General features: G+C 60.4%; 18 protein-coding genes and 1 pseudogene. 7 read left to right on the top strand and 12 right to left on the bottom strand.

Going from position 1 to position 22254, the window contains the following annotated elements; translation table 11 throughout:
• Nucleotides 1-3: 3 nt before the first annotated feature.
• Entirely contained in the window at nucleotides 4-855 is an 852-nt protein-coding gene (locus tag ACQZ6J_RS24250; RefSeq protein WP_449085944.1) for an FTR1 family iron permease, read from the top strand.
• Nucleotides 852-2246: a 4Fe-4S binding protein gene (locus ACQZ6J_RS24245; protein WP_449085943.1), complete on the top strand. Its 1395-nt coding sequence runs from the start codon at nucleotides 852-854 to the stop codon at nucleotides 2244-2246. The genes ACQZ6J_RS24250 and ACQZ6J_RS24245 overlap by 4 nt, the downstream gene beginning before the upstream one ends.
• A gap of 11 nt (nucleotides 2247-2257) precedes the next feature.
• Here ACQZ6J_RS24245 and mog read toward each other — a convergent pair whose 3' ends face one another.
• From mog to ACQZ6J_RS24190, 11 genes are read right to left on the bottom strand one after another with little or no spacing between them, the layout of a single operon-like run.
• A complete protein-coding gene (gene mog, locus ACQZ6J_RS24240) occupies nucleotides 2258-2779 on the bottom strand; it encodes a molybdopterin adenylyltransferase (protein WP_449085942.1) in 522 nt (173 codons plus the stop codon).
• Nucleotides 2780-2822: 43 nt separating this feature from the next.
• Complete coding sequence (locus tag ACQZ6J_RS24235) at nucleotides 2823-3296, bottom strand: hypothetical protein (RefSeq protein ID WP_449085941.1); 474 nt, start codon at nucleotides 3294-3296, stop codon at nucleotides 2823-2825.
• Nucleotides 3297-3299: 3 nt separating this feature from the next.
• Nucleotides 3300-3875: a DUF2478 domain-containing protein gene (locus tag ACQZ6J_RS24230; RefSeq protein WP_449085940.1), complete on the bottom strand. Its 576-nt coding sequence runs from the start codon at nucleotides 3873-3875 to the stop codon at nucleotides 3300-3302.
• A 58-nt stretch (nucleotides 3876-3933) separates the two neighbouring features.
• Complete coding sequence (locus tag ACQZ6J_RS24225; protein ID WP_449085939.1) at nucleotides 3934-5184, bottom strand: molybdopterin molybdotransferase MoeA; 1251 nt, start codon at nucleotides 5182-5184, stop codon at nucleotides 3934-3936.
• 2 nt (nucleotides 5185-5186) lie between these two features.
• Nucleotides 5187-5474, bottom strand: coding sequence for a hypothetical protein (locus ACQZ6J_RS24220; RefSeq protein ID WP_449085938.1), 288 nt, complete (start codon nucleotides 5472-5474; stop codon nucleotides 5187-5189).
• A gap of 9 nt (nucleotides 5475-5483) precedes the next feature.
• A complete protein-coding gene (locus tag ACQZ6J_RS24215) occupies nucleotides 5484-6392 on the bottom strand; it encodes a peptidylprolyl isomerase (RefSeq protein WP_449085937.1) in 909 nt (302 codons plus the stop codon).
• Between the two features lie 5 nt (nucleotides 6393-6397).
• Nucleotides 6398-7129, bottom strand: coding sequence for a respiratory nitrate reductase subunit gamma (gene narI, locus ACQZ6J_RS24210; RefSeq protein WP_449085936.1), 732 nt, complete (start codon nucleotides 7127-7129; stop codon nucleotides 6398-6400).
• Between the two features lie 13 nt (nucleotides 7130-7142).
• Nucleotides 7143-7856: a nitrate reductase molybdenum cofactor assembly chaperone gene (gene narJ / locus ACQZ6J_RS24205; RefSeq protein WP_449085935.1), complete on the bottom strand. Its 714-nt coding sequence runs from the start codon at nucleotides 7854-7856 to the stop codon at nucleotides 7143-7145.
• The gene (gene narH, locus ACQZ6J_RS24200) at nucleotides 7853-9379 is read right to left on the bottom strand and encodes a nitrate reductase subunit beta (protein ID WP_449085934.1); all 1527 of its coding nucleotides are present in this window, start codon (nucleotides 9377-9379) and stop codon (nucleotides 7853-7855) included. The genes narJ and narH overlap by 4 nt, the downstream gene beginning before the upstream one ends.
• On the bottom strand, nucleotides 9376-13119 hold the full coding sequence (locus ACQZ6J_RS24195; protein ID WP_449085933.1) for a nitrate reductase subunit alpha: 3744 nt from the start codon (nucleotides 13117-13119) through the stop codon (nucleotides 9376-9378). The genes narH and ACQZ6J_RS24195 overlap by 4 nt, the downstream gene beginning before the upstream one ends.
• Before the next feature lie 15 nt (nucleotides 13120-13134).
• Nucleotides 13135-15885, bottom strand: a complete 2751-nt coding sequence (locus ACQZ6J_RS24190) for a nitrate/nitrite transporter (RefSeq protein WP_449085932.1) — start codon at nucleotides 15883-15885, stop codon at nucleotides 13135-13137.
• Between the two features lie 248 nt (nucleotides 15886-16133).
• On the opposite strand from ACQZ6J_RS24190, the gene ACQZ6J_RS24185 reads away from it, so the two are divergent.
• The 3 genes from ACQZ6J_RS24185 to moaA all read left to right on the top strand — a co-directional run bounded on the left by ACQZ6J_RS24185 (nucleotide 16134) and on the right by moaA (nucleotide 19112).
• A complete protein-coding gene (locus ACQZ6J_RS24185; protein WP_449085931.1) occupies nucleotides 16134-16853 on the top strand; it encodes a cyclic nucleotide-binding domain-containing protein in 720 nt (239 codons plus the stop codon).
• A gap of 730 nt (nucleotides 16854-17583) precedes the next feature.
• Nucleotides 17584-17910 (top strand): hypothetical protein, encoded by a 327-nt coding sequence (locus ACQZ6J_RS24180; RefSeq protein ID WP_449085930.1) that lies wholly within the window; start codon nucleotides 17584-17586, stop codon nucleotides 17908-17910.
• A gap of 212 nt (nucleotides 17911-18122) precedes the next feature.
• Nucleotides 18123-19112: a GTP 3',8-cyclase MoaA gene (moaA, locus tag ACQZ6J_RS24175; protein ID WP_449086139.1), complete on the top strand. Its 990-nt coding sequence runs from the start codon at nucleotides 18123-18125 to the stop codon at nucleotides 19110-19112.
• Nucleotides 19113-19379: 267 nt separating this feature from the next.
• Here the strand turns inward: moaA and ACQZ6J_RS24170 are convergent, their stop codons facing one another.
• Entirely contained in the window at nucleotides 19380-19658 is a 279-nt protein-coding gene (locus ACQZ6J_RS24170; RefSeq protein ID WP_449085929.1) for a DUF6522 family protein, read from the bottom strand.
• Between the two features lie 80 nt (nucleotides 19659-19738).
• Between ACQZ6J_RS24170 and ACQZ6J_RS24165 the strand changes: the two are divergent.
• Both ACQZ6J_RS24165 and metB read left to right on the top strand, forming a co-directional pair.
• A pseudogene (locus tag ACQZ6J_RS24165) lies at nucleotides 19739-21003 on the top strand (class I SAM-dependent methyltransferase).
• Entirely contained in the window at nucleotides 20973-22130 is a 1158-nt protein-coding gene (gene metB, locus ACQZ6J_RS24160; protein ID WP_449085928.1) for a cystathionine gamma-synthase, read from the top strand. The pseudogene ACQZ6J_RS24165 and the gene metB overlap by 31 nt, the downstream one beginning before the upstream one ends.
• The last annotated feature ends 124 nt before the right edge of the window (nucleotides 22131-22254 follow it).

Genomic DNA, 22254 nt, shown 5'->3' with positions numbered 1-22254 from the left:
GAAATGGCTGGACAGTTCGGACAGATCGCCTTCGTCGTCTGGCGAGAGAGCATGGAGGCGCTTCTCGTCATCGGCATTCTCGACGCATGGCTGGGGCGCAACGCGCAGGGTGCTGCCGCATCTGCGGGGCGGCGTTTCCTCTGGGCCGGCGTGGTGCTTGGCCTTGCCCTCGCCGGCATATTGGGCGCCGTCCTGCTGCTTTCATCCGAGGTGCTGGGTGACGACCAGATGGACTATTTTCAGATGTTCATGGTCTTTGCCGCCGCCGCGCTCATCCTGAAAATGGTCTTCTGGATACGCAAGCATGGCAGCGGAATGAAATCCGGTCTGGAGCGGGAGGCGCACAAGGCGACGACAACAGGCAACTGGTGGGGGCTTTTCATCCTCTGCGCGATTGCCGTTGCTCGCGAGGGAAGCGAGACCGTGGTGTTTCTCTACGGCATCTTGGCTACCGCATATGAAACAAGCCTTTGGAGCAATCTCGCCGCCGGGGCCACCGGTCTTGCTATGGCCGCTGCCGGCTATGCAATCCTGCAGGCCGGCGCAAGATGGTTTCCGTGGCCGGTCTTCTTCCGGACGACCGAAATCATGCTCCTGCTGCTTGCGGCGTCGCTGCTTGTCACCGGTCTCGATCGCGCCATCGGCCTCGATCTCGTCTCGCCGCTCTCGCCCCCGCTCTGGGACAGTTCATGGCTTCTCGACGACAGCCAGGGATTCGGCCGCTTTCTCGCCGATTTCGCGGGCTATCGCGCCCGGCCCGAGCTCCTGCCCGCCCTTGTCTATATGCTCTACTGGCTGATTGTCGCCGCAGGCCTTTTCAGGAGCATCCGCCGGCGGCCGTCCCTCGCCGCATGAGCAACCGCCTGAAAATCCGGCAGCAGGATCGCTGGCAGCAGCTCGGCGAATGGCTGCTCCGGCATCAGTCCCGTATCCGCATGGCACAATGGGCGGTCGTCGGCATCTATATGATGCTGCTGGTCACGCCCGTGCTTCTGCCTCTTCCTGACAGCACCGCCTATATCTGGAACAACGTCACACGCTTTGCGCAGTTCGCCTTCTGGGGCATATGGTGGCCCTTCGTGCTGCTCTCGACGATGCTGGTCGGACGCATGTGGTGCGGACTTCTCTGCCCGGAGGGGTCGCTGTCCGAATTTACCAGCCGTCATGGTCGCGGCGGCGCCATTCCGCGCCTTGTGCAATGGCCCGGCTGGCCGACGGTCGCCTTCATCACGACCACCCTTTATGGCCAGATGACCAGCGTCTATCAATATCCGAAGCCGGCACTGCTGGTGCTTGGCGGCTCCACGCTTGCCGCCATGTTGATCGGCTATCTCTACGGGCGGAACAAGCGGGTGTGGTGCCGCTATCTCTGCCCGGTCAGCGGCGTTTTCGCCCTCCTCGCCAAGCTCGCGCCGCTTCACTTCCGGGTCGACGCCGACCTCTGGCATCTCTCCCAACTCGGCAAGGAGAAACCGGCCGCGGTCAATTGCGCCCCGCTCGTGCCGCTTCGCACCATGCGCGGCGGGGCGGCCTGCCACATGTGCGGGCGCTGCAGCGGTTTTCGCAGCGCCATCCGGCTGGCCCGACGGTCTCCGAACCACGAGATCGTCCATGTCGCCGGCGATACCGCAAAACCCTGGGAAACCGTGTTGATCGTCTTTGGTCTGATAGGGATTGCTCTCGGGGCATTCCAATGGACGGCAAGTCCCTGGTTTATCGTGGTGAAGCAGTTCTGCGCCGGACTGCTCATCGATGCCGGGCTCTTCTGGCCCGTTGAGACCACCGTGCCATGGTGGGTACTGACCAACTATCCCGAGCGCAACGACATGCTGACGCTCCTCGATGGAGCACTCTTGATTGGCTACATTTTCACGACAGCAACCGTCGTCGGAACAACGGTAACGGCCGGCCTTGCCACCGCGGCCCGTTGTCTCGGCCCTTGGCGTTGCGCCCGTTTCCATCATCTTGCGCAGACATTGATCCCGCTGGCGGCGGCTGGTGTCTTTCTCGGCCTCTCGACATCCACAGTCAGCCAGCTCGGCGTGGATGGAATCAGGATACCTTTCGTGGGCGAACTGCGCGCCCTGCTCCTTCTCCTTGCCACATCATGGACGACCGCCCTCTTCTGGAAAGTATCCGGGCGATACGCCGCCTGCACGATCCGCCGCATATCAGCGGTTCTCCTGATAATGCCGGCTCTTGCGGTCATCGACGGTGGCTGGTTCCTGCTGTTCTGGCGCTGGTAGGCCGGCCGCCGTCACGCTGGACGGAAGGCTGCGACAATCGCCGAATTGGTTTCGATGCGACCGGCGCCGATCAGGTCCAGGCAATAGGGGATCGCTGGAAATACCGTGCCCAGGCAAAGATCGATCGACGACGGCTTGCCCGGCAGATTGACGATCAGGGTGCTGCCGCGCGTGCCGGCCGACTGGCGCGACAGGATTGCGGTCGGCACCGTCTCGAAACTCGCACGCCGCATCGCCTCGCCGAAGCCCAACAATTCCTTGACGATCACGGCGCGCATGGCCTCGGGCGTCTCGTCGCGCGCCGCCGGCCCGGTGCCGCCGGTCGTCAGCACGAGGTCGAGGCGATCCTCATCGCAGAAGTCGATCAATGCGCGGCGGACGCTTTCGAAACCATCGGGGACGATTCTCTCAACAGCCGTCCAGGGAGAGGTGACGGCCCGTTCCAGCCATTGCCGGATCGCCGGCCCTGCGAGATCCGCATATTCGCCGCGGCTCGCGCGGTCGGATATTGTGAGAATTCCGATGCGAACCATTGGAACAAACCTCCGGGTTGGGGCACATGGCGAGGGTGCCGCGTCAGAAGAAACTAAGTCCATGAGAGCCGGCAACGGCACCGAACGCCGTGACGGCCGCAAGCAGCAGAAGGAATTCGTGCAGACGGCTCACACGGCGGAAGGCAGAGTTCGGGTCCTGCCGGGCGCTCTTCTCGAATTTCCCATGGAAGAACGGTTCGATCACGAACAGCATGAGCATGAAGATCAGCCACACGCCGAACATCGCCGACATCCACCAGAAATTCGGATCGGCGAAACGATCCCAGAGCTCCACCCTGTAGGTCATCCAGAGACCCGTTGCACCCGCGAGCGGGACCGAGATGCGAACCTGCGCCGAGAAATGCCGCTCGATGCCTTCGAACAGCGTTAAGGCGTCTTCGGTCATCCGATGCGATCTGGTGAAGGGCAGCACGACGAGCGTCACGAAAGCCAGTCCGCCGATCCAGTGAATCACGGCAAGGACGTGCAGCGCGCGGGCCACCAGAATATCATCCATCACTTACCCTTTAGCGACCACCATCCGTGCCTCGCCCGCCGGCCAGAAGGCGGAGCACAGACGCCCTGCGGCCGCCAGCCGGTCGGAGACAAGCTCCGCAAGCTCGATTTCCCGTGCAAACCCGGCCGCAAACTCGCGAAACGGTAAAAGGTTGATCTCGGGAACCCCGATCAGAACGGGAACCGAAAGCTCCAGAGCCTTGGCGATCAGCGACCTGAAGCCGCCGCCTTCCACTTCGGTCTTACCGAATTTGCACAGCACCAGCAGATCGGTCTCTGCGGATAGTCCGGCCTCCGCAGCCTCGCAGGCGCCGAGCAGCCGGTCGGTATTCAGGACGCAACCGCGGGCATGGGGGCCGCGATCATCGGAGATCGCAGAGACTTCGCCTGTCGAGAGATCGCGAAGATACATATCGCATTTCGTGCGACCCGGCTTTGCCTGGCTGTGCTGAACAAGCCCGGCCAGCCGCACGCCTTGCTTCGCCATGACGGCGGTGACGTCCTGCAGAAAGGCTTCGAAGTCCGATCCCTTCGGATAGACGATCGCGGTGATGGGCAAGTCTGGATGAGTGATTTGCATATACTATCTCCTTCGCATGGAAATCAGCGCCGAATGGGCAAGTGCCGCAGCATTCCGCTCATGCGCCGAACTGCGATTGATCGAACGGAAGCACCTCAAGAACCGTGCCCGCCTCCACGGGGGTCGCTGCGCCGGGCACGATGGCAATGGCATCGGCGGACACCATCGTCATCATCCTGTGGGAGCCATCCGGTCCGCTGCGATGGGCAACCAGGCGCCCTTGCTCGACGATCAGACGAACCGGGAGCAGTTCCGTGCGATCCGGCTTGCGGGCGAAGCGGAAAGCGATCTCCGCCGTCATGGGGTCAGCTGCGGCCTGACCGAGAAAGGCTCTCGTCATCGGCCGCACGAAGGCAAGGGCCGCGAAGGCCGCCGCCTGCGGATTGCCCGGCAGCCCGACGAAACATGCATCGCCGAGCTTGCCGAACGCCAGCGGCTTGCCGGGCTTCATCGCCACCTTGACGACATCGAGCCGGCCTCCGGCCCGCGCAACCGCATTGCAAACATGATCCTCCTCTCCGACCGACATGCCGGCGGTGGTGATCACGACGTCTGCCGCCTTGCTTGCCTCCTTAAGTGCATGCGTGATCGCCACCGGATCGTCGGGAACCGTCAGCGATGCGACATGCATGTTCGGGCCCGCCAGCAGCGCGGCGAGCATGGGACCGTTGGAATCGTAGATCGCACCCGCCGGCAGCCGCTCGCCGGCGGCGTGAAGTTCGCAGCCCGTGGTGAGAACCGTGATCCGGAGGGGACGGACAACGGCAATCGTGCTGATCCCAAGAGCGCCGAGCAGTGCGACTTCCCTCCAGCTGATGATATCGCCCCGCCCGAGGACGACTGTTCCTTGTGCTACGTCCTCCCCGGCCCGTCGAATGTGGGTACCGGGTTCCAGATCCTGCCCGAGCTGTACGAGGTCGCCTCTGCGGGTCACATGCTCCTGCATCACAACGGTATCGGCGCCCCTCGGGAGTGCGGCACCCGTCATGATGCGTCGGGCCGTGCCCGGAGCAAGGACAGCGGGCGGATCGCCGGCCCTCGTGCGGCCCTTCACCGGAAGAACGGAGGGAACGCCGTCCTTGCCGGCGATGCGGACGGCATATCCATCCATGGCGGCCTGATCGAATGGCGGAAGGGGACGGGGAGCCTCGACCGGCGCAGCCAGGATGCGTCCATGGGCGCGGGCCAAAGGCACGTCCTCCCGCAGGTTGAGCGGCCGGACAGGCGCCACGGCGGCACGCCGCGCCGCTTCCAACGATATAGTTGCTTCGCGGGAGCGAAAGCAGGGATCAGCCAGGACAACAGGCATCGTCACACCTCCCCCGTCACTTCCGGCAGAACCTTGTGCAGGATGGCACGAACAGCGGCAAGACCCGGATCTTCGGCGCGATTCATGATGCCGATCAGCTGGACAAAGTGATCGTCGGAAGCCGTCTCCATGAACGACCGGACAACCGCGGCAAGATAGGCGGCCGGCTCCATGGCCTCGGCTGCCGCCGCCTTTCCGACCCGTTCCGTCAAACCTTCCATGCCGACCATTTCCATGAGGGCCGCCGCGGTCTGCGGGTTATCGAGCGAGGCGATAAGAGCTCCAAGCATTTCTTCCCCTCACTGCACCAGAGGACTGGCAGCGCCTTCGAGAACAATGCCCCGGATCTCGGCACGGCCGATCAGCAGCGAGATATACTGCGCTGTCGCCTGCCGGCGGACATGCTCTTCGAGATAACAGCCGATCCGCTTCTCAACCGCCTCGAACGGCAGGAGCGCACCTTCGATCTTCCGCACCAGCCGAATGAGATGAACACCATAGCGGGTTTCAACCGGGGCGGATATTTGCCCGGGTACGAGCCCAACGAGCGCAGCTTCGAATTCCGGTGTCGTTTCCCCCGGGCTGATCTGGCCGAGGCTGCCGCCGACTTCCCGCGACGGGCAGTCGGAACAGTCCCTGGCGAGGGCTGCAAAGCGCTCCGGCTCCTGCGCCAGAACGGCGGCGAGAGACGCTGCTTTCCCTCGCGCTTCGGCAAAGGCTGCCACATCCTCTTTTCGCGCGCCCATCAAGATATGGTCCGCCTCGAAAAGCGGCGGTGTGACAAACCGCTTGAAGTTGTTCTCGTAGAAGCGGCGCAGTACTTCCTCGTCCGCCGTCGGCGTCTGTACTTCACGCTCAAGAAGTGCGCGCAGCAATGCATCCTCGTCGGTTTCGATCCGTCCGTCCGCATCGGCCTCCGGTTCGGCGGTCATACCCAGACGACTTGCCTCCTCCAGGAGGAGGTGGCGAATGATGAGTGCGCGCGTTGCCGCGTGCCAGGCTACGCCCGGATTGACGGCCGGAAAATTCTGCGTCTCGGCGGCGATATCCTTGCGGGAAATCGGAACTCCGTTAACGCTGACCGGCGGCATGGTGACCGGCGCGGACGATGGCGCGCGAGCCGTATCGGACGCCGGCGCGTTTTCATGCCGATGATCATGGCCCTCGTTGGTACGCTCTGCGGTGCGGTCAATGATGATGGAAACCATTTTCGTCACTCCGCCGGATGCCTGTAGGAGCGGGCAGGGTGTCGGTCGCGCGTGAACCGGCTGCGCACGACCTGATAGCCCGGACGGCCGAGGTACCAGATCGGCGCGCTCCAGACATGGACCAGACGGGTGAAGGGAAAGAGCAGGAAGATCGTCATGCCAAGCAGCAGATGCATCTTGAAGATCAGGTTCACGTCCGCGACATAGGCGGCGGCGGCCGGCTGCAGGGTCAGGATGCCCTGCGCCCAATTCATGAACTTCACCATCTCATGTCCGTCCATGTGATTGAGGGATACGAAGATGGTGGAGAGGCCGAGCGTCAACTGCACCCAGAGAATGAGCAGGATCGCCATGTCGCCGAAGCTTGAGGTGGCGCGGATGCGCGGATCGAAGAAGCGGCGATGGGCAAGGAGTGATATGCCGATGAAGCAGGCGATGCCGGCCATGCCGCCAACGACGATCGCCAGCCCCTGCTTGAAACTGTGCGGGATGCCGAGCGCGTCGAAGATGAAGATCGGCGTCAGCAATCCACCGGCATGGCCGATGAAGATCACCAATATGCCGACATGAAACAGGTTCGACCCCCAGCGCAGCTGGCTGCGGCGGAGCAGCTGGGAGGACCCGGTCTTCCATGTATATTGCTCACGATCGAAGCGGATCAAGCTGCCGAGCAGAAAGACGGTGAGGCAAAGGTAGGGATACCAGCCGAAAAATACGGAGTTGATGGTCTCGGACATCGTCGTTCCTCCTTCAAGGGGTATTGGTGCGCACGTCGCGATGTGCTGCCCGCATACGGGTCTGAAGCCGTTCGCTGGAACAGCCGTCCATGCCGGCGCTTCCCGGTCCGAAGGTGACAGCCGTCTCCTCCCATTCGGCATCAAGCGCGGCAAGATCACCTGCCGGTGTTTCGGCTACCTCCTGTCCGCTCGAGGTTTCGAGGGACCCGCCGGCGATGAGGCGAATCGCGATCAGAACCGCGGCATAGGGAGAGTTCCGGGAAACAAGCCGTTCTTCGAGCGCTGCCAGGATATGCACTGTATCAGAGAGAAGGTTCAGCGCCTCCTCCAGCGGCCTCGTCGACAGATATTCCAGGAACAGCGGCAGATAGTCCGGCAATTCATTGGCGGAAAGTTCCAACCCGCTTTTCTCGTAAAGCGCGGCGAGATCGACCATGGCCTGGCCGCGATCGCGGCTTTCGCCATGCACATGCTCGAAGAGATGCAGCGAGAGGCGCCGCGTCCTGTCGAAGAGCTCGACATAACGCTCCTGCAGCTCGAACAGTTCGAGCGAGGCGAAATCGTTGAGCAGTGGCCGAAGCGCGGTGGCGCCGGAAGGCGGCACGAGCCGCTCGGAGGCGATCGCAATCGCGATTTCCGGCACCGCAGCGCAAAGCTCTTCGGACGGATAGGTCAGAAGCGCGGAAAGCGCCCGGAAAGTCAGACTTCCCTGTCCCTGGCCCATCATGCGATCTCCATCGGGTTTGAGGCCTTCTTCGTCTGCTTCGTGCCGAAGAGATTGGTCTCGCTGGTGCCGCCGGAGCAGCCGTTGCCGAAGGAGAAGCCGCAGGAGCCGCGCAGATCATAGGCGTCCTCGCTCCATTCGCGGTGCGCCGTCGGGATGACGAAACGATCCTCGTAATTGGCGATCGCCATGATCCGGTACATGTCCTCGATGTCGGCGCCGGTCAGTCCGACCTTTTCGGCGATACGTTCGTCGATGCGCCCGTCGATCGACTTGGCGCGCATGTAGCCACGCATGGCGAGCATGCGTTCGAGCGCCAGAGCCACGGGCTCCTCATTGCCGGCCGTCAGCAGATTGGCGAGATATTGCAGCGGGATACGCAGAGAACGGACATCCGGCATGTCGCCGTCGAGCCCCATCTTGCCGGCAGCCGCCGCCGACTGGATCGGCGAAAGCGGCGGTACATACCAGACCATCGGTAAGGTGCGATATTCCGGATGCAGCGGGAAGGCCACCTTCCAGTCCATCGCCATCTTCCAGATCGGTGATGTCTTTGCCGCCTCGATCCAGGCTTCAGGCACGCCGTCGGCACGGGCTTGGGCGATCACGTTGGGATCTTTCGGATCAAGGAAGAGATCGAGCTGCGCCTGGTAGAGATCTTTCTCATCGGGTGCGCTTGCCGCAGCCTCGATGCGATCGGCATCATAGAGCAGCACGCCGAGATAGCGGATGCGTCCGACGCAGGTTTCCGAGCAGACGGTCGGTTGGCCGGCCTCGATGCGCGGATAGCAGAAGATGCACTTCTCCGATTTGCCGGACGACCAGTTGTAATAGATCTTCTTGTAGGGACAGCCAGAAACGCACATCCGCCAGCCACGGCACTTGTCTTGGTCGATAAGGACGATACCGTCCTCTTCGCGCTTGTAGATGGCACCTGACGGACAGACGGCCGCGCAGGCCGGATTGAGGCAGTGCTCGCAAAGCCGCGGCAGGTACATCATGAAGGTGTTTTCGAACTGGCCGTAAATGTCCTTCTGGATACCTTCAAAATTGACGTCCTTCGAGCGCTTCTCGAACTCGCCGCCGAGGATTTCCTCCCAGTTCGGCCCCCATTCGATCTTTTCCATGCGCTCGCCTGATATGGCCGAACGCGGCCGCGCCGTCGGGAAGGCTTTCGATTCCTTCGCCGTGTGCAGATGCTCATAGTCGAAAGTGAAGGGTTCGTAGTAGTCGTCGATTTCCGGGAGATCCGGATTGGCGAAGATATTGGCAAGGATGCGCCATTTCGCGCCGATCTTCGGCTCGATCCTGCCGTTCCGCTTGCGCCGCCAGCCGCCGTTCCACTTCTCCTGGTTTTCCCATTCGCGGGGATAGCCGATGCCGGGTTTGGTCTCGACATTGTTGAACCAGGCGTATTCGACGCCTTCGCGGCTGGTCCAGACGTTCTTGCAGGTGACGGAACAGGTGTGGCAGCCGATGCACTTGTCGAGATTCAACACCATTGCGATCTGGGCACGGATCTTCATTCTGCGGCCTCCTTCGGTGCATCGATTGAAAGCGGCTCCTCGAGCCAGTCGATCTTGGACATCTTGCGCACGACGATGAACTCGTCGCGGTTGGAACCAACGGTTCCGTAGTAGTTGAAGCCATAGGCAAGCTGGGCGTAGCCGCCGATCATATGCGTCGGCTTCAGCACGGTGCGGGTCACCGAATTGTGGATGCCGCCGCGGTTGCCGGTGAGCTGCGAGCCGGGCGTGTTTATGATCTTTTCCTGGGCGTGATACATCAGCATCATGCCCTGCTTGATGCGCTGGGAGACCACCGCGCGGGCCGTCAGCGCACCGTTGGCGTTGAAGACCTCCACCCAGTCATTATCGACGATGCCGGCGGATTTCGCATCCACCTCGGAGATCCAGACAACCGGCCCGCCACGGTTGAGCGTCAGCATCAGCAGGTTGTCCGTATAGGTGGAATGGATACCCCACTTCTGATGCGGCGTCAGGAAATTGAGGACGATCTCCTTGTTGCCATTCGGCCGGCGATCCTTGACGACGGCGATCGTCTTCAGGTCGACCGGCGGCTTCCAGGTGACGAACCCCTCGCCGAAAGCCCGCATCCAGAGGTGATCCTGATAGAGCTGCTGGCGGCCCGTCAGCGTGCGCCAGGGGATGAGTTCATGCACATTCGTGTAGCCGGCATTGTAGCAGACCTTCTCGCTCTCGATGCCCGACCAGGTGGGCGAGGAGATGATCTTGCGCGGTTGCGCCTGGATGTCGCGGAACCGGATCTTCTCGTCCTCCTTCGGAAGGGCAAGATGAGCGTGTTCGCGACCGGTGAATTCCGACAGGGCCTCCCAGGCCTTCACGGCGACCTCGCCATTGGTTTCCGGCGCCAGCATCAGAATGACTTCGGTCGCATCGATATCGCTTTCGATCTTCGGGAGACCTTTTGCCGCGCCGTCTGCATGGATGCCGTTCAGCGCGCCCAGCGCCTCGACCTCGTGGCGGGTGTTCCAGGCAATACCCTTGCCGCCATTGCCCACTTTCGTCATCAACGGGCCGAGGGCCGTGAACTGAGCATGGATGTTGGGATAATCGCGGGTGACGACGATCACGGAAGGCATCGTCCTGCCGGGGATCGGTTCGATCTCGTCAAGCTTCCAATCCTTGACGTCGAACGCCTGGGCGATCTCCGCCGGGCTGTCGTGCTGGATCGGGGTGAGCACCGTATCTTCTTCGACGCCGAGAACCTCGGGCGCGATCCTTGAGAAAACCTTGGCAAGCCCCTTGTAAATCTCCCAGTCCGAACGCGACTCCCAGGCCGGGTCGACTGCTGCCGACAGCGGATGGATGAAGGGGTGCATGTCGGAGGTATTGAGGTCGTTCTTCTCGTACCAGGTGGCTGTCGGCAGCACGATGTCGGAATAGACACAGGTGGTCGACATGCGGAAATCGAGCGTCACCACCAGGTCGAGCTTGCCGCGCGGCGCTTCGTCATGCCAGGCGACCTCCTTGTTGAGCACCGCCCCCTCGTCGCCGAGGTCCTTGCCCATCACGCCGTTTTCGGTGCCGAGCAGGTGCTTCAGGAAATATTCGTGCCCCTTGCCGGAAGAGCCGAGCAGGTTCGAACGCCAGATGAACATGTTGCGCGGCCAGTTTGCCGGGTCGTCTGGATCGTGACAGGAGAGCTCCAGGTCGCCCGATTTCAGTGCCTTGGCCACATAGTCCTTCGGCGCCAGCCCCGCCGCCTTCGCCTGAGCGGCGATACCGAGCGGATTCTGCCTGAGCTGCGGCGCCGACGGCAACCAGCCCATGCGCTCGGCCTTGACGTTGTAGTCGATGAAGCTCCTGCTCCAGTCGCCTTCCGGCGCCGTCGGCGAGAGGATCTCTTCGGCCGTCAGCGTCTCGTAGCGCCACTGATCCGTATGGGCGTAGAAGAAGGACGTCGAGTTCATATGCCGGGGCGGACGGTTCCAATCGAGCCCGAAAGCAAGCGGTGTCCAGCCGGTCTGCGGCCTAAGCTTTTCCTGTCCGACATAATGCGACCAGCCGCCGCCCGACTGGCCGATCGCGCCGCAAAATACCAGGAGATTGATGATCCCCCGATAGGTCATGTCCATGTGGTACCAATGATTGACGCCGGCGCCGAGGATCACCATCGAACGACCATTGGTCTTTTCCGCATTGGTGGCGAACTCGCGGGCAACGGTGATGATCGCGTCACGCTTGACCCCGGTGATGTTCTCTGCCCACGCGGGCGTGAAGGGCACGTCGTCATCATAGCTGCTGGCGACATTGGCGCCGCCGAAGCCGCGGTCGAGGCCGTAATTCGCCATCATCAGGTCGTAGACGGTGGCAATCTTGATCACCTTGCCATCCGCGCCGGTGATCGTGCGGACGGGCACGTTGCGCGTGAGGATTTCGCCATGCGCCGTCGCCACGAAATGCTCTGTCGCACGCCCACCGAAATAGGGGAAATCGACTTGCCTGATTTCCGCGTCCTCCCCTGCGAGCGAGAGCTTGAGGCGGGTATTGCGACCGTTGCCGTCCTTTTCCTCCAGGTTCCACTTCGCCTGCTCGCCCCAGCGGTAGCCGACGGAACCGAGTGGGGCGACCAGGTCGCCTGTATTCTCGTCGATGGCGACCACCTTCCATTCCGGATTGTTGGTCTCGCCGAGGACATCTTCCAATTCCGAAGCCCGAAGCATGCGTTCGGGCACCAGCTTGCCGTTCTGCTCGACAAGCCGAACCAGGAACGGCATGTCGGTATAACGACGGGTGTAATCGTCGAAATAGGGAACCGAACGATTGAGATGATATTCCCGCAGGATGACGTGGCCCATGGCGAGCGCCAGCGCTGCGTCCGTTCCCTGCTTGGGATTGAGCCAGATATCGGCGAATTTCGTCGCCTCGGCGTAATCCGGGCTGACGACGGCGCTCTTGGTGCCCTTGTAGCGGACCTCGGTGTAGAAATGCGCATCCGGCGTGCGTGTCTGCGGCACGTTCGAACCCCAGACGATGATGAAGCCGGCATTGTACCAGTCGGCCGATTCCGGCACGTCGGTCTGCTCGCCCCAGGTCTGCGGGCTTGCCGGCGGCAGGTCGCAATACCAGTCGTAGAAGGACATGCAGACGCCGCCAAGGAGCGACAGGTAACGCGAACCGGCGGCATAGGAGACCATCGACATGGCCGGGATCGGCGAGAAGCCGATGATGCGGTCCGGACCATGGGCCTTGATCGTATAGGCATTGGCCGCGGCGATGATCTCGTTCACCTCGTCCCAGGTGGCACGTACGAAGCCGCCATGGCCACGAATGGAAGTGTAGGACTTGCGCTTTTCCGAATCCTGGACGATCGAGGCCCAGGCTGCCACGGGCGGCATGGTTTCCCTCGCCTTGCGCCACAGCTTCAGCAACCGACCGCGGATCATCGGATATTTCACCCGCGCACCGGAATAGAGGTACCAGCTATAGGAGGCACCGCGGGCACAGCCGCGCGGTTCGTGGTTCGGCAGATCCGGTCGCGTGCGCGGATAATCCGTCTGCTGGGTCTCCCAGGTCACGATGCCGCCCTTGACATAGATCTTCCACGAACAAGAGCCCGTACAGTTCACCCCATGGGTGGAGCGGACGATCTTGTCGTGCTGCCAGCGCTTGCGGTAGCCGTCCTCCCAGGAGCGATCTTCGCTGGTGACGATGCCGTGGCCATTCGAGAACTGACCGACATTCTTTCGGAAGAAGGTGAGCCGGTCGAGGAAATGAGACATGTATTTCTCCTGGTCTTATTCGGCGGCAGCCGCGTTGCTGGCAGCTCTGCGCTTGTCGCGCTCGATATCGTGGAGCAGGCCGCCCTTGCGGGTATAGGCGGCCCAGGTAAGGACAAGGCAGCTCACATAGAAGATGAGGAAGGCCCAGAGCGCCGCTTCGGCCCCACCGGTGAAGCTGATCGACAGGCCGTAACCCATCGGGATGAAGAAGGCGCCGAAGGCGGCGATCGCCGAGGTGAAGCCGGTGATCGCGGCCGACTCCTTCTCAACCTGCAGGCGACGAGCCTCCGGGTTGGCGTCGGGCATCAGCCGGACCATTTCCTTGCCCATGATCGCGGGGATCATCTGGAAAGTCGAGGCGTTGCCGACGCCAGTCGCGAAGAAGAGGACGAGGAAGGAGACGAAGAAGCCCCAGAAAGCGCCCGGCTGATCCTTGGCGGCGATGAACCAGAGCACGCCGCCGGCGCCGACCATCATCAGCACGAAGACCCAGAAGGTGACCCGTGCCCCGCCGTAGCGATCGGCGAGCCAGCCCGTTCCCGAACGGGAGAGCGCCCCGACGAGCGGCCCCAGGAAGGCGAACTGCAGCGCATTGACGTCAGGAAACAGCGTCTTGGCAAGCAGCGGGAAGCCGGCCGAATAACCGATGAAGGAACCGAAGGTGCCCGTATAGAGCCAGCACATGATCCAGTTGTGCCGGCGCTGGAAGATGACGGCCTGTTCGGCGAAGGAAGCCTTGGCCGAGGCGATGTCGTTCATGCCGAACCAGCAGGCGAAGGCCGAGATGGCAATGAAGGGTACGAAGAAGAAACCGGCATTCTGCAGCCACAGCGGGGCAGTACCGGCCGCCGCCTTCGTCATTGCCGGATCGCCGCCCAGCCAGCCGAAGATGCCGGCGGTGATGACGAGCGGAACCACGAACTGGACGACACTGACGCCGAGATTGCCGAGACCGGCATTGAGTGCCAGTGCATTGCCCTTCTCCGACTTTGGAAAGAAGAAGGAGATGTTAGACATGGAGGAGGCGAAGTTGCCGCCGCCGAAGCCGCAGAGCAGGGCGAGCAGAAGCAGGACGATATAGGGGGTCTCCGGATTCTGCACCGCAAAGCCGATGCCGAGTGCCGGAATGATCAGCGACCAGGTGGTCAGCGTCGTCCATAGCCGCCCGCCGAAGATCGGCACCATGAAGGAATAGAAGATCCGGAAGGTGGCGCCGGAAATGCCGGGAAGTGCTGCCAGCCAGAAAAGCTGGTCGGTGGTGAAGGTGAAGCCGACGAGCGGCAGTTTGGCGACGACCACGGACCAGACCTGCCAGATGGCGAAGGAGAGCAGCAGGGCCGGAATGGAAAGCCAGAGGTTCCGGCGGGCGATACGGCTGCCCTTCTGCGCCCAGAAGGTCGGGTCCTCCGGCCGCCAGTCGGTCAGCACCGCTTCGCTGCGACGCGGCTGAATGACCGGCATAGGCATGCCCTGCATTTCCGGGAAGGGCGGCAGGACATCGAGCGTCTTCTGCGTCGCATTGCGCTCCATCTGGCGGATGGAAACCTGCATCCACAGCAGGGCGACGACGACTAACAGGAAGAGCGCCATAAAGCAGCTGGTCCAGAGCCCGGTCAGGTCCAGCAGAATGCCGAAGAGGATCGGCAGCACGAAGCCGCCGAGGCCGCCGATCATCCCGACCAATCCGCCGACGGCACCGACATGGTCCGGATAATAGACGGGAATGTGTTTGTAAACGGCCGCCTTGCCGAGCGCCATGAAGAAGCCCAGGATGAAGAGGACGACGGTAAAGCCCACCAGCCCCATCTCCAGATGGAAGGCGGCCGGACCGCCAAGCGTGCGGACGACATAATCCGTCGGCGGATAGGCAAGGATGAAGGTTGCGACGACCGAGACGAAGAACGTCCAGGAGAGCACCCGCCGCGCACCATAGATGTCGGAGAGATGGCCGCCATAGGCGCGGAAGAGACTGGCCGGCACGGAGAAGAAGGCCGCGATCATGCCGGCGGTGCGGATATCGAGACCATAGACGCCGATGAGATATTCCGGCAGCCATAAGGACAGCGCGACAAAGGCGCCGAAGACGAAGAAATAATAAAGCGCGAAACGCCAGACCTGTACGTTCTTCAGCGGTTCAAGCTCGAGCCAGGCGCTCTTTGCCTTCTGGCCGGTGCGGCGGCGTTCGGCATGGACCGGATCGTCCTTGGTCATGAACCAGAAGATCAGCGCCATGACCACCAGCGCCGCCGCCCAGATCTCGGCGACGGCATGCCAGCCCCAGGCGACCAGGACCAGAGGGGCGAGCAGCTTGGTGACGGCCGATCCAACATTGCCGGCGCCGAAAATCCCGAGGGCCGTACCCTGCTTGTCGGGCGGATACCAGCGCGATACATAGGCGACACCGACCGCGAACGAACCGCCGGCGATGCCGACGCCGAGTGCGGCGAGCAGCATCTGGGGGTAGGTTTGCGCATAGATCAGCAGAAACGTCGCAAGCGCGGCCGCCAGCATGGTCGTCACGAAGACGACGCGCCCGCCGTAAATATCGGTCCAGATGCCGAGCACCACCCGGATGAGGGATCCCGTTAGTATGGGCGTTCCGACCAGAAGCCCGAATTCGGTTTCCGTGAGCCCCAGTTCCTGGCGGATTTGAATGCCGATGATCGCGAAGATTGTCCAAGCCGCAAAACAGACCGTGAAGGCGACTGTGCTTGCGGCAAGCGCGCTGCGTTGTTCTCTGCTATCGACTTCCTGGAAAGCAGGCATGAGCATATTCCGTTCGTGACAAGATGATCCGTCTTCAGTCTCGACATCGGGAATAACTGCGAATTTATGCAACGACTTTGATTTTGATCAAATAGAACTGTGAAATGACAATGATGTCAAAGGTATAGAAAGAATTTTTTGATGATTGATGAATATCGTTTCATGAATTTACTGATTTATACGTCTGAATTGATAAATTTCGTCTGGATAGTATAAATCCATCAATCAGAAGGCGGAGAACACGCACGATGCGATTGGAAAATGCAGCCGCGATCCGGAAACTGGAGCTGTTCAGGGATGTGCATGACGATACGTTTCATGCGCTTGTCGAGACGAGTTTCCTGCAACGATTTCCTCGCGGCGTTACCCTTATTCGAGAAAGCGAACCAGCGGACTTCCTTCATGTCGTCGTCGACGGATTGGTCGAAATGTTTGCCGCAACGGAGATGCGAGAGACCACACTGGAGATTATTGCGCCGGTCGGCGTCTTCATTCTTGCCGCTGTCCTCAACGACGAGATCTATCTCCAGTCCGCCCGGACGCTGGAGCCTTCCAATATCCTGATGATCCCTGCCGGAAAGGTCCGTCTTGCCATGGAGTCCGATCCCGCCTTCATGCGCGCGATCGTCATGGAGCTGGCCAGAAGCTATCGCCGTACGATCAAGGATCTGAAGGGCCAGAAATTGCGCACGGGCGCCGAGCGGCTGGCAAACTGGCTCTTGCGTGCCGAAAAGGATCAGGGACATAGCGGCCTGGTCGAAATCCGCATAGAGAAACGCATCCTGGCTTCCCGCCTCGGCATGACGCCGGAAAACCTGTCCCGTGCGTTTTCGGCCTTGAAATCGTATGGCGTCAAGGTGGAGGGATCCCGCGTTGAAGTCTCGGAGCGAGTAGCCCTGATCGATTTCGCAAAACCAAACACACTTATCGACGACCCTGAGAATACGTCTCAACCGGTTGCGAATTGACCTGCTCGCCATTCTCGCTGGATATTCAAGTGCTCGCTCCGCCTCTCTGGAATCACCGTGCTCTATCGAAGCAACGTCCCGCGATACGATACCATACCACTGACTCTCGCCTTGGGATCGGACAAGAACCGTATATTCCCCTTAGCCCGATAAACGGCCGCGATCGATGTGGAACGTTTCGTCCAGATTGACCAGCTGGGCAGCGATATCCTGATCGTTGAACCCAGCGCGGTGATTAGATGGCAGGTTGGTAGTTCCGCGAATATTCTCCGATGCAGTCACAACAACATGGGCGTAAGACCGCCGCGAGAGCCTGTGAAACACCACGAGAATGCGGGAATTTGAGGCGACCGGGACAACTGTGAAGAGCCCCGCGGTCTTCGTGACGACTGGCCCGTCGGCCGCCGTCGTCAGGGCAGCGGCGGCGCCAGACGGATGACGTGGCAGTATGGTGAAAGATTGCCTCGAGGCATCTGGGATATTCCATTGTCTATGGCTTGGAAGTTGCCCGGACATCCTGACTGACCGCGGGTTGGATTTGATATCATGTCTGTTTTCATCTGGGTTATGGCGTTGAATTTGCGCTAGAACATATTCCGACCACTCACCTTTGAGTAGATAGTACCTGATGGATGTTGTCGTCATGGAGAGTTGGGTGCGGTTTCGGAAGGTTATTGAACAGTTTCCTGAAAGCAGGACGATGTCCGTTTCCGCGGGGCTCTGAAGAGAAATGTTTCTTGATCTGCTCAGATTGACATTTCTCGCCCTCTCAATCGCATTGAGTTGGAATCATTTCATTCTGATCTTTTTGCGCGAAACCCCTGTCGCCGTGCAGCTATCGATTGGCATCAGTGTCGCATCGAGCGTGGCAATCTCCGCAGCGGGCCTCGCCTTCTATCTTTACGGCGCTGCTGTTGGGAGTGTCGTATTCGCTTCGGCTCTGCTTATCTCGCTGCTGCTTAGAACCTACCACATGACTCGACCATCGATGATATTGCTCTCGGCAATCTGCTTTCTTGCCTATCTCGCAACGATGGGTCAATTCGCGGCAAGCTAAATTCCTCTATTGGCAGCCCGTGGAGAGAACTACTCATCGAGATCCTAAAGGTCGCGAACGCAGGATCTCCCGCGAACTCGTCAGAACAGAAGGAGGTGGAGTTTGACCGAGGACAAAAAGCGATCAAATAGGCTGGAGGCTAAGGAATACACGTGAGTCTCGAACACACCACACTGCCTAACATAACTCCACCTTCATCGAACACCAACATCATGATCGATCCGTTCGGGCGGGCGGTGACCTATCTGCGCGTCTCCGTGACCGACCGTTGCGATTTCCGCTGCACCTACTGCATGGCGGAGAATATGACCTTTCTGCCGAAGCGGGATTTGCTGACGCTGGAAGAACTCAACCGGCTCTGTTCCGCCTTCATCGCCAAGGGCGTGCGGAAGATCAGGCTGACCGGCGGCGAACCGCTGGTGCGCAAGAACGTCATGTTCCTCGTCCGCGAACTCGGCAGGCATCTGCACGACGGCCAGTTGGACGAATTGACGCTGACGACCAACGGCTCGCAGCTCGCCCGCCATGCCGAGGAGCTCTACGATTGCGGCGTGCGCCGCATCAACGTCTCCCTCGACACGCTCGACCCCGACAAATTCCGCGCCATCACCCGCTGGGGCGATTACGCCAAGGTCATGGAAGGCATCGATGCCGCCCAGAAGGCCGGCTTGAAAATCAAGCTCAATGCCGTGGCGCTGAAGGACGTCAACGAGGCCGAGATACCGGAAATGCTGCGCTTCGCCCACGATCGCGGCATGGACCTCACCGTCATCGAAACCATGCCGATGGGCGAGATCGAAGAAGACCGCACCGACCGCTACCTTCCCCTGTCGAAGCTGCGCACCGATCTGGAGCGTCAGTTCACGCTCACCGACATACCCTATCGCACCGGCGGACCGGCGCGTTATGTCGACGTGAAGGAAACCGGCGGCCGTCTCGGCTTCATAACGCCGCTCACCCATAATTTCTGCGAGAGCTGCAACCGCGTCCGCCTGACCTGCACCGGAACGCTCTACATGTGCCTCGGCCAGAACGACGCCGCCGACCTGCGCACGGCGCTGCGCGCCTCCCCCGACGACGCCCTGCTCCATTCCGCCATCGACGAGGCAATCACCCGCAAGCCCAAGGGCCACGATTTCATCATCGACCGTGTCCACAAGAAACCGGCCGTCGCCCGCCACATGAGCGTCACCGGCGGATAGTTTTCGCAACCCGATCGCATATAGTTTCGAAGATCATCAGCCGTCATTCGTTGTCAGCTCCTCAACGAATCAGGGCAGATGTTCGATGACAATCGTCTCAGGTTTCAGAACTCTTCGGATAAAACCGCCTCGACCTTGAGCGATTTAAATCATTGAAGCCAGGGCATCCGAATGGATAACCGGGCTCGAAACCGGTGACTGCAGGCACCACAATCTAACGACACCAGTGGCAATCGCACTGCCCTATCGAGGGTGGACTGTGTCCGTTTAACGTGATGACCCCGTGGATAATTTTCCGCGAAGAAAAGTCATTTCGTCATGCTGTAACTTGTTTTCATGATCCAGAATCGCACGCCACACCCGGTTGCCACATCGTAGGGATAGACGTCTCGTACCTTCGTGTTCGCCGGTTCCTTCCTCGACCGAACTGATGATCAAGCCAAGTTGCATATATCGTCGAAAGTCTATGAGAGAGAACCCGAACCGGTCGGCAATCTCTGCGGAATCCACGATAAAATCCCCGTTCTCCGCTCTCTCGAAAACCACTGCTTTACTCCCATACTGCGTCCCAGATGGTTATATCAAAAAGCTGAAATCGAGAACGATAATCTGTTGTCATTCCTAAAATGGAAATTATAGTCGATATCGATAGGACCACTGAGTGCCATTGGCACGATGCCGGTCAGCAAATGGCAGAAGGCGAATACCTCATGATTCTAGAAGCGGCATTGTCCAACCTCATCAAAATCGGAACCCTGACAGTCACTTTTCCTGACGGACCCAAGCAACGCTTCGGAACCGGCGGAGATCCGAAAGCAGCGCTCGTGATCCGAACCGGACGCGCAAGACGCCGTCTGCTGCTAAACCCGGCCCTTGCGCTCGGCGAAGCCTACATGGATGGCGAACTGGAACCGGCCGAGGGCAGCCTCTTCGAGGTAGTCGATTTTCTAGCCATGAACTCGATGGACGGTGGTCGCCATTTCGTCGACAAGTTCATGGAAAAGGTACGGTGGTTTCGCCGTCATCTCGACCAGTTCAATCCCGCCGATCGCTCGCGAAAGAACGTCGCGCATCACTATGATCTTGATGACAGGCTTTATTCGCTGATGCTGGATGAGGATCAGCAATATTCCTGCGCCTATTTCCCCGATGGCGATGAGACCCTCGATGAAGCCCAACTCAAAAGAAGCGCCACATCGCCGCGAAGCTGAAACTTGACCGCCCTGACCTCGACATCGTCGATATCGGCTGCGGCTGGGGCGGAATGGCTCTTTACCTCGCCCGCGAATTTGGTGCCCGGGTCACCGGACTGACGCTTTCGACCGAACAGTTGCAGACCGCCACGCGACGTGCCAAGGCGGCTGGACTCCAGGATCGTGTTCGCTTCAAGCTGATGGATTACCGCGACTGGAAAGGACAAGTAGACCGCATCGTTTCCGTCGGGATGTTCGAGCATGTCGGCGTCAACCACTACAAGACCTTCTTCGAGACGGTGCGCGGAATGTTGAAGGACGATGGTGTTGCCGTGATCCACGCAATCGGCAGGGCCGATGGGCCGGGAAGCACCAATCCCTGGATCGCGAAATACATTTTCCCCGGTGGCTATTCACCGGCCTTGTCGGAGGTCCTCGCAGTGGTCGAACGATCGGGTCTCTGGACGACGGATATTGAAATCCTGCGGGTTCACTACGCCAAGACGCTGGAGACGAGCGGCAATCGTCTCCACGAGCGCTGTCGGCAGTCCCTGTTGCGCCTGCGTTCGTATCTCAGCAAGAGGAGCAGTCCGTCGTTCACTCAAGCCGTTGAAGAGACCGCATCTCCCAACCCTGCTCCGCTCCAACCGATGAAAGGCAATCCGCAATGTCGCAAGCGAAGAACATTAGGACGATAGCTGCTGCTAACGGAATTGCAGCCGATACGGCATTTAGCGCCGTTACCCCGCCACTGTACTTATCGAGCAACTTTGCGTTTCGCGCGTTCGAACAAGCCCAGGAGTATGAATATTCTCGTACATCCAATCCGACCCGCAACCTTCTCGCTGAGACGCTGGCTAAGCTCGAGGGCGGTGTGGGAGCCGTGGTTACGTCGTCCGGAATGGCCGCTGTCAATTTGGTTCTCAGTCTTTTAAAGCCGGGGGATCGCGTCATCGCGCCCCATGACTGCTACGGCGGCACCTATCGACTGTTGGCTGCCTTGGCGGACAAAGGTCATTTTGAGGTAGACTTTGTCGATCAGCAAAACGACGAAGCGATGAGGGTGGCCCTGGCGTCGGGAGCGTCATTAATTTTCGTCGAAACGCCGAGCAATCCGCTGATGCGCCTCGTTGATATCAAGGCGATCTCGCAGCAAGCAAAATCCGCAAAAGCTCGCCTCGTCGTCGACAATACCTTCCTATCGCCGGCGCTGCAGCAACCCATCGCCCTTGGTGCCGACTTCGTTATTCATTCGACGACGAAGTACCTGAACGGCCATTCCGATGTTGTGGGCGGAGCCGTCATTGCGGCAAATTCAGGCGACATCGATAACCTAAAAAACTGGGCGAACATTCTTGGCGTAACGGGGTCACCTTTTGATTCCTACCTCACCATTCGCGGTGTGCGGAGCCTGTTTCCACGGATCGAGCGACAACAGATCACAGCCGCTGCCGTAGCCGAGTTTCTCGACCATCGGCCGGAGGTTGACATTGTTCACTATCCCGGTCTCCCAACGCATCCAGGACATGATCTCGCCCGGCGACAGCAGTCCGGCTTCGGCGCCATGTTGAGTTTTGAACTTGATGGAGGATTGGAAGCGGTGCGCCGTTTTGTGGCAGCCCTGCAGATCTTCACTCTGGCGGAGTCGCTCGGTGGTGTCGAGAGCCTCGTCGCTCATCCTGCGACCATGACCCATGTCGGGATGGGAGTCGATGCACGCCGCGTGGCCGGCATCAGCGATGGGCTGCTGAGAGTCTCGATCGGACTGGAAGCCGCCGAAGATCTCTTATCTGATCTCGCTTCTGCTCTGACTGCGATTGGATAAGGCACCGGTCGCAGTGGATGTCCGTCCTCAGGCCGCGACCGCACCATCGTTTCTTGGAAGCAGCCGGGCAACCGCACTCAGGAGATCTGTCTGCGAGATCAGACCGAGAATGCGGTGGTCCGAG

This window comes from Rhizobium sp. A37_96, assembly GCF_053521765.1.
This window is presented reverse-complemented; position numbering and strand designations above follow the sequence as displayed.

Coding starts and splice junctions, on each gene's coding strand:
- ACQZ6J_RS24190 (WP_449085932.1), bottom strand. CDS start 15,885: ATGCCTGCTTTCCAGGAAGTCGATAGCAGAGAACAACGCAGCGCGCTT.
- narI (WP_449085936.1), bottom strand. CDS start 7,129: ATGTCCGAGACCATCAACTCCGTATTTTTCGGCTGGTATCCCTACCTT.
- ACQZ6J_RS24185 (WP_449085931.1), top strand. CDS start 16,134: ATGCGATTGGAAAATGCAGCCGCGATCCGGAAACTGGAGCTGTTCAGG.
- ACQZ6J_RS24225 (WP_449085939.1), bottom strand. CDS start 5,184: ATGCCTGTTGTCCTGGCTGATCCCTGCTTTCGCTCCCGCGAAGCAACT.
- ACQZ6J_RS24195 (WP_449085933.1), bottom strand. CDS start 13,119: ATGTCTCATTTCCTCGACCGGCTCACCTTCTTCCGAAAGAATGTCGGT.
- narH (WP_449085934.1), bottom strand. CDS start 9,379: ATGAAGATCCGTGCCCAGATCGCAATGGTGTTGAATCTCGACAAGTGC.
- narJ (WP_449085935.1), bottom strand. CDS start 7,856: ATGATGGGCCAGGGACAGGGAAGTCTGACTTTCCGGGCGCTTTCCGCG.
- ACQZ6J_RS24235 (WP_449085941.1), bottom strand. CDS start 3,296: ATGGATGATATTCTGGTGGCCCGCGCGCTGCACGTCCTTGCCGTGATT.
- ACQZ6J_RS24230 (WP_449085940.1), bottom strand. CDS start 3,875: ATGCAAATCACTCATCCAGACTTGCCCATCACCGCGATCGTCTATCCG.
- metB (WP_449085928.1), top strand. CDS start 20,973: ATGTCGCAAGCGAAGAACATTAGGACGATAGCTGCTGCTAACGGAATT.
- ACQZ6J_RS24250 (WP_449085944.1), top strand. CDS start 4: ATGGCTGGACAGTTCGGACAGATCGCCTTCGTCGTCTGGCGAGAGAGC.
- moaA (WP_449086139.1), top strand. CDS start 18,123: ATGATCGATCCGTTCGGGCGGGCGGTGACCTATCTGCGCGTCTCCGTG.
- ACQZ6J_RS24180 (WP_449085930.1), top strand. CDS start 17,584: ATGTTTCTTGATCTGCTCAGATTGACATTTCTCGCCCTCTCAATCGCA.
- ACQZ6J_RS24215 (WP_449085937.1), bottom strand. CDS start 6,392: ATGGTTTCCATCATCATTGACCGCACCGCAGAGCGTACCAACGAGGGC.
- ACQZ6J_RS24245 (WP_449085943.1), top strand. CDS start 852: ATGAGCAACCGCCTGAAAATCCGGCAGCAGGATCGCTGGCAGCAGCTC.
- mog (WP_449085942.1), bottom strand. CDS start 2,779: ATGGTTCGCATCGGAATTCTCACAATATCCGACCGCGCGAGCCGCGGC.
- ACQZ6J_RS24220 (WP_449085938.1), bottom strand. CDS start 5,474: ATGCTTGGAGCTCTTATCGCCTCGCTCGATAACCCGCAGACCGCGGCG.